This is a genomic window from Cytophagia bacterium CHB2 (assembly GCA_030263535.1).
GTDB lineage: Bacteria > Zhuqueibacterota > Zhuqueibacteria > Zhuqueibacterales > Zhuqueibacteraceae > Coneutiohabitans.
Map to the genome: position 1 here is coordinate 1 of SZPB01000390.1, position 5,813 is coordinate 5,813.

A 5,813-nucleotide genomic window follows, 5' to 3' on the forward strand; every position below is an offset into this window, starting at 1 on the left:
GTAATCCATGTAGTAAATGTGATCGCCGGAGAGAATCAATACCTGATCCGCATCGAAATTGCGGATGTAGTCGGCATTTTGTCGGATGGCGTCGGCCGTGCCTTTATACCAATCAGAATCCTTTTCGCCGGTACGCGGGGGCAGAATTTTCGCGCCGCGCATGCGGCCCATGAAATCCCATGGCTCGCCGCCGCCGATATGTTCCATCAACGAAAGCGGCTTGTATTGCGTGAGCACGCCGACGTTAATGATGCCGGAATTCTTAGCGTTGCTCAGGGTGAAGTCGATGATGCGATACATGCCGCCGAATGGCACGGCCGGCTTGGCGCGCGCATGCGCGAGAATATTCAGCCGGCTGCCGACGCCGCCGGCCAGCAGCATGGCGAGGGTTTTCTTCATGGGAGAAAGGATATGATTTGTTTCATATCGGCAACTCTTGACCAGGCCACAACGCCTAGTTCGCTGGTACCTTAATTTGCAGGAGTAGTTCCTTCGAAATGTCATTCAGACGAATCTTGTGAAGTACTCGATAATTTGCCTGCAACTTCACAAGATCCCTGGATGACATAAAAGGATTGATAAACTTTTTTTTCTTGAATCTGTCTGAGCCAGGTGTGTTGTGCATAAATGTCACAGAAAGTTTGTCATTTGATTTTAACGCGGCCCGGGCTACGCCGCCGGTAAAAATCAACCGAAAACTTGCACCACTAAAGCGCTGCCGCCCCAGCTTATCTTAAGAAATCGACACACCCGATTCATACACCTTGTCGTGAAACCGCGAGGGCTCCAGCTCCGGATGCACAATGCAATTCGAGCCGATCGTAATGCCCTCGGGTAGAATCGCGCCGCGGCCGATCAGCGTAATGCCGCTGCGCAACAAATCCGAGTATTCTTCATTGTGAATTGTGGGATCGCCATTGCCGATCAAACACCCGCGGCCAATCTCCACCTCCGAATCCGTGATAACTTTATGCAACACGCATTCCGGCGCAACTTTGGCGTCAAACATCAAAATGGAATCGCCCACCTGCACATTCTCGCCGATCACCACGCCGGGAAAGAGAATGCTATTCTTCACCGCGCCGTACACGCGGCAGCCGCTGTAGATCAGGGAATTCTCGATCTTCGCTTGCGGCCCGATCAACGCAGGCGGGCGATCGCGCACCGCGCTGTGTTCGAGATTGGTGCGGATTTTCCAGCGCTCAGGCTCGATCATGGGCTTTTCGCCGAGCATATCCATGTTGGTCTGCCAGTATTCATCAATTGTGCGCGTGTAGCCCCAATAGCCCTCATACGCGTAGCCAAATACCCGATAGTTTTTTACGGCAGCGGGGATGATGTCTCGTCCGAATTCATACGTTGTCGGATCGCTCTGCGCGTGTTTAGCAAGAACCTCGGCCAGCACTTTTGCAGAAAAGAGATAGATGGTGAGCGAGGCCCAGCATTCCTGCTCCGGCCAATCCGGAGACGTTTCGGGTTTTTCGGCATATTCCAGCAAACGTCCGCCGGGTTTGCCGGTTTCCAATTCAATGCGGCCGACGCCGAAGCGCGTGGCTTGCGCCTTGTTAATGCGCGTAAACGCCATGGTCAAATCCGCGCGATTTTCGAGGTGAAACTCGATTAGCGGATTGTAATTCATCGAATAGATGTGATCCCCAGAGAGCACCAGCACAAGATCGGGGCGGTGAATGCGCAGATAACCGAGGTTTTGATAAACCGCATCGGCATTGCCGCGATACCAGCTCGAGAGCGTTTGTGTTTTGAAGGGCGGCAAAATCGTGACGCTGCGATCGCGGCCCACCATCTCCCACGAGGCGCCGTTGCCAATGTGATTGATCAACGAATACGAGCGGTATTGCGAGAGAATTCCGACATTTTCGATGCCGGAGTGCATGAGGTTGCTCATGGGAAAATCGATGACGCGATACAAACCGCCGAACGGCACGGCCGCCTTGGGCCGGATCAGCGTTAATACCGAAAGCTCGTCGACGCGCCCGCCGGCAAGAATCATCGCTAGTATTTTTCTCATGCCCAACACCCGGGAAGGTTGACCGTCATCGTCTTGCAAACATTCGTTCCATCAGCCAGCCGACGCCGAACACGAGCACGCCGGTAATGGCATATCTAAACTCGGCCCTGAAGGCTTCATCGCCATGCGGATCAGACAAGCCGATGATGATGCCAAAAAATACGATGAACAAACCGAGCATTTGAAAAGCTTTGGCAAAATACCAGAGCGCCTGCTTCAGAATATGCTCCCTTCAAGAGATGCGGTAATATACATTGCTTCGCGCTACGTTGCAACGTTAAGTCACGGCAAAGATCATTTTAATTGAATCTCACTAAACGAGGCGCAAAGCGATGATGAACCTGGCGCGGCACAAACCCCCTCGGAATGACAGCAAACTGCTTGCACCCTTTCCCACCCAACGAAAAAGGGGCAAACGGCAAGGGGGATTTTGGAATATTCACCTCTTACCGTTTGCCCCTGGCTTTGCAGCATTTGCTCACGATACGCCGAGCGGTAAAAAGGCGTCGGGGTTGCTCCATTGACCTTGTTCCTCGCGGTAGCGAATACTCGTATCGACGAGTAATTGGCCGTCTTCGGAGATGCCGATTTTCACGCGTTCCAGCGGCCGCGGCGCCGGCCCTTCAAAATTCAGGCCGTCCATCGTAAAGCCGCTGCCGTGACACGGGCATTTGAATTTGGCTTCCGCTTCGAGCCAGCGCGGGGTGCAGCCGAGATGTGTACATTGCGCAAAAATGGCATAAAAACCCTTGTCGTTGCGCACAATCCACGTGCGATAATCTTTCACCCATTTCGTGCTGACGGCGCCGATGGGGTAATCATCCGGCAAGCCGGCTTTAAAAACCGTGGAAGGCTCGAACAACACGCGCGGAAACATATAGCGCAACGAGCCGAGCAACATCATGCCGAGGAAGCTGAAGAACGCCGTCCAGCCTGCGCGCGAGAGAAAATTGCGCCGCGACATCCAGAGGGTTCCGGGAGCGATCGGCTCCGTTAACGTTGATTTTGCTCCGGGTTTTGCTTTAGTGACTTCACCGGCTGCGGGCGGAGCCGCTGCTTTTGCAGGCGCGGCCTTCGCGGGCGCTGCTTTTTTTTCCGCATTTCCCGGTTCCCCGGCAGCAGTTTCTTTTTTTTCTTCGGACACGTTCAGCCTCCTCTAGCTCGAGAGTGTTTAGAATTCTGTCGGATATCGATCCCGCCAACCGGTTCCGCGCAGACGCATGCGCGTCAACCGAAGCGTTTGAGCAGTTACGCTGATTTGCATGAATGGCAATCTTGTCATGCCGTGGAGAACCCGTGAAGTGTTAACACCACGCCGCGTCCTTCACAAGATTCACCGGACTGACATTTCAAGAGGGTACTTCTACAAATTACGGCAACGTCCGCGAACAATGGCGCACGCTGCGCGTTTTTGCTTCAGGCTCTGTGCTCAACACCAGCTTAATCTCTTTGAAGCTCTATCGCGCTAAAAAAACAAAAAAACTTGGTGTCTCTGGGTCTTTGTGGTAAAATTTGGTTCCGGCTCGTCCGGCTTAGACTCTTGCAAGTTTGACGCTGCTTTTTTCAGCCAATCTGTGACCAAACCACGCCATGGGAATATAAGCGCCGACTAAATCCAATATTGCAAACCAGGTCGGCGAGGGAAGCATGAAGACATTGGTCAGGCCTCCAAGCAGGAAAAAGACGCCCACGCCTAACGCAAATTTTAATTTATGGCTTGCCGCCAGACGGGAGGCGACATAAGCACCTGCCAACGTACCCAACGCATGAGCCAAAAACGGAAAAATAAAATGCCGAGGCTCAAATAAATGCATTGAAGATTTCAGGCTTTCAAAATTCGTCACATCGACACCGGGAGGGGGCGGGATAACCTTGCCGCTTATCGTGATGAGTCCCATGTTTACCAGGCTGCCAACCACGACTCCGGCGATAACGGCCAATACATTTCTAAGAACTGGATTCATATTCCCTGCCTTTCAGCTTGAAAGCCTTGGTCTCTTTAGAGTGAACTCTTCGCAAAAAAGGAAAGAATTCACACAGAGATGCAAAGCCGCCAACATACGCAAAGAAAAGTTTTGCGGGTTCTTTGCGTCTTCGTCCCGCCTTTGCGGGATGAGTTTTCTCTCTTTGGTTCCGGCTCGTCCGGCTTTGGGGAAATAGGCGCTAACATGTTCTTTGCCAGCGAGGCCGTGCGCCGCGCAAAAACCAGATACCTGCGTGACCTTGACTTGTGCACGCCGCGCCTATCGTTTGCCGTTGCTCAAACTCAGCAGATAATTACGCAATGCCACGATCTGCTTGTCAGGATCGCCGTCCAACACGTCCGGCGGATACGAATCCGGATAAAACGACGGCATCTTGGTGCCGGGCTGCAGCGCTTGCGGGTCACGAATCCATGCCGCAACCCAGTTCGGATTGAGCCGCTGGCTTGCCATAGCCAAATCCGGCGCCCAACCGTCCGGCGGGCCTTCCGGCTTGATATTGCCCTGCTGATGGCATGAAAAGCAATCGAAGTAATCTTTCGAAACCAGCTTCAGCGCGCCGGCGCGTTGCTCCGCGGTCAGCTCGAACTCAGGCAAATACGTAAAGCCTGGCGCTTCGCCTTCCAGCGATTTGAAATAGTCCACCAAGGTATTGGCTTCTTTATCGCTGAAATTGAAGGTCGGCATACGTGTACGCAGCCAGGGACGAATCTCGCCGGTTTTCGGCTCTTTCAAGAACCGGAAGAACCAATCGCCCTGCACTTTCTGGCCTTGACTGATGAGATCCGGGGGCGCATAAGCCGAAGCGGCAATTTCGTCGATGCCTTCTTTGCCCAGCGCCTGCGTGAGCGAGGGTTTGATGTCCCAGCCTTCGCCTTCGATCAAATGGCAGCCGGTGCAATTATATTTGCGTACCAACAAGCGTCCGGCATGCACCGCTTCATCCTGGCCGCTCCACTGTTTGACATAACGTTCGCCGATCACGCGGCCATCCCACGAGCGCAGCAAGACGGCCAGCGAAGTGGCATCTTCTTCGGAGAGTTGGTAATTCGGCATGCGCTGAATCACGGCTTCGGTGGCATACAAGCGCGAGTTTTTCAGCTTGCCGGTCGTCCAGCCTTCCCAGGTTTTTTCGACTGCCTTTTTCGCCAGCGCGTCGCCATAAAACAACTCTTCGACCGGCTTGGCGCCAAACTCATTCAACGAGACGGAAACGCGGCCTTCATTTTCCAAACCGGGAATCACGTGACAGCCATGACAGCCAAAATTCCGCAGCACGGCTTTGCCTTCGTTGATCAAATTCTGATCGGAGAGATCGGGCAGTGCCGCGGTGTAATTTGCCGGCAGCGAGACCTGGCTCTTGAACGTTTCCAAATAAGCGACGATATCTGCGGCTTCTTGATCGCTCAGACGCAAATTCGGCATGCGCGTGGTGGGAGAAAACCTTTTAGGATTCTTGATCCAATCAAACAGCCACTGCGATGAGGCTTTCGCAGCGGCGGCGCTGAGATCCGGCGCCATGTCATAAGGCAGATCGTTCGGGCGCAGTTCGCGATCGCTGTCATCGACCACGTGGCAACCTTTGCAACCCACGGTTTCCACCAGGCCTTCACCGCGTGCCGCGTTGCCGCTGGCCGGCATCGGCGCCGGAGACCAGCCGTTTTTGTTGCTGGCATCGAACAAATAAGCGGTGGCGGCTGCGGCTTCTTCGTGCGTATACATCGGGTTCGGCATGCGCGAATGCCGCCGGAATTCGCGGTTGTCGCGCAGCCAGCCGTACACGAAACCGGGCTCGAGCTTCT

The 5,813-nt window shown here is 54.0% G+C and carries 5 protein-coding genes; all 5 read right to left on the reverse strand.

The genetic code is table 11. From position 1 onward, the window contains the following. A partial coding sequence (locus tag FBQ85_25620) for a glucose-1-phosphate adenylyltransferase (protein ID MDL1878511.1) occupies nt 1-399 on the reverse strand: 399 nt, incomplete at its 3' end. Between the two features lie 334 nt (nt 400-733). Next, nucleotides 734-2,029 carry a glucose-1-phosphate adenylyltransferase gene (locus FBQ85_25625; protein MDL1878512.1) on the reverse strand — a complete coding sequence of 432 codons (1,296 nt, stop codon included), beginning with the start codon at nt 2,027-2,029 and terminating at the stop codon, nt 734-736. A gap of 478 nt (nt 2,030-2,507) precedes the next feature. Next, a complete protein-coding gene (locus tag FBQ85_25630; protein MDL1878513.1) occupies nt 2,508-2,993 on the reverse strand; it encodes a Rieske 2Fe-2S domain-containing protein in 486 nt (161 codons plus the stop codon). A 568-nt stretch (nt 2,994-3,561) separates the two neighbouring features. Beyond that, entirely contained in the window at nt 3,562-3,993 is a 432-nt protein-coding gene (locus FBQ85_25635; GenBank protein ID MDL1878514.1) for a hypothetical protein, read from the reverse strand. Nucleotides 3,994-4,272: 279 nt separating this feature from the next. After that, nucleotides 4,273-5,813, reverse strand: a 1,541-nt coding sequence (locus tag FBQ85_25640; GenBank protein MDL1878515.1) for a c-type cytochrome, incomplete at its 5' end; no start/stop codon positions are given.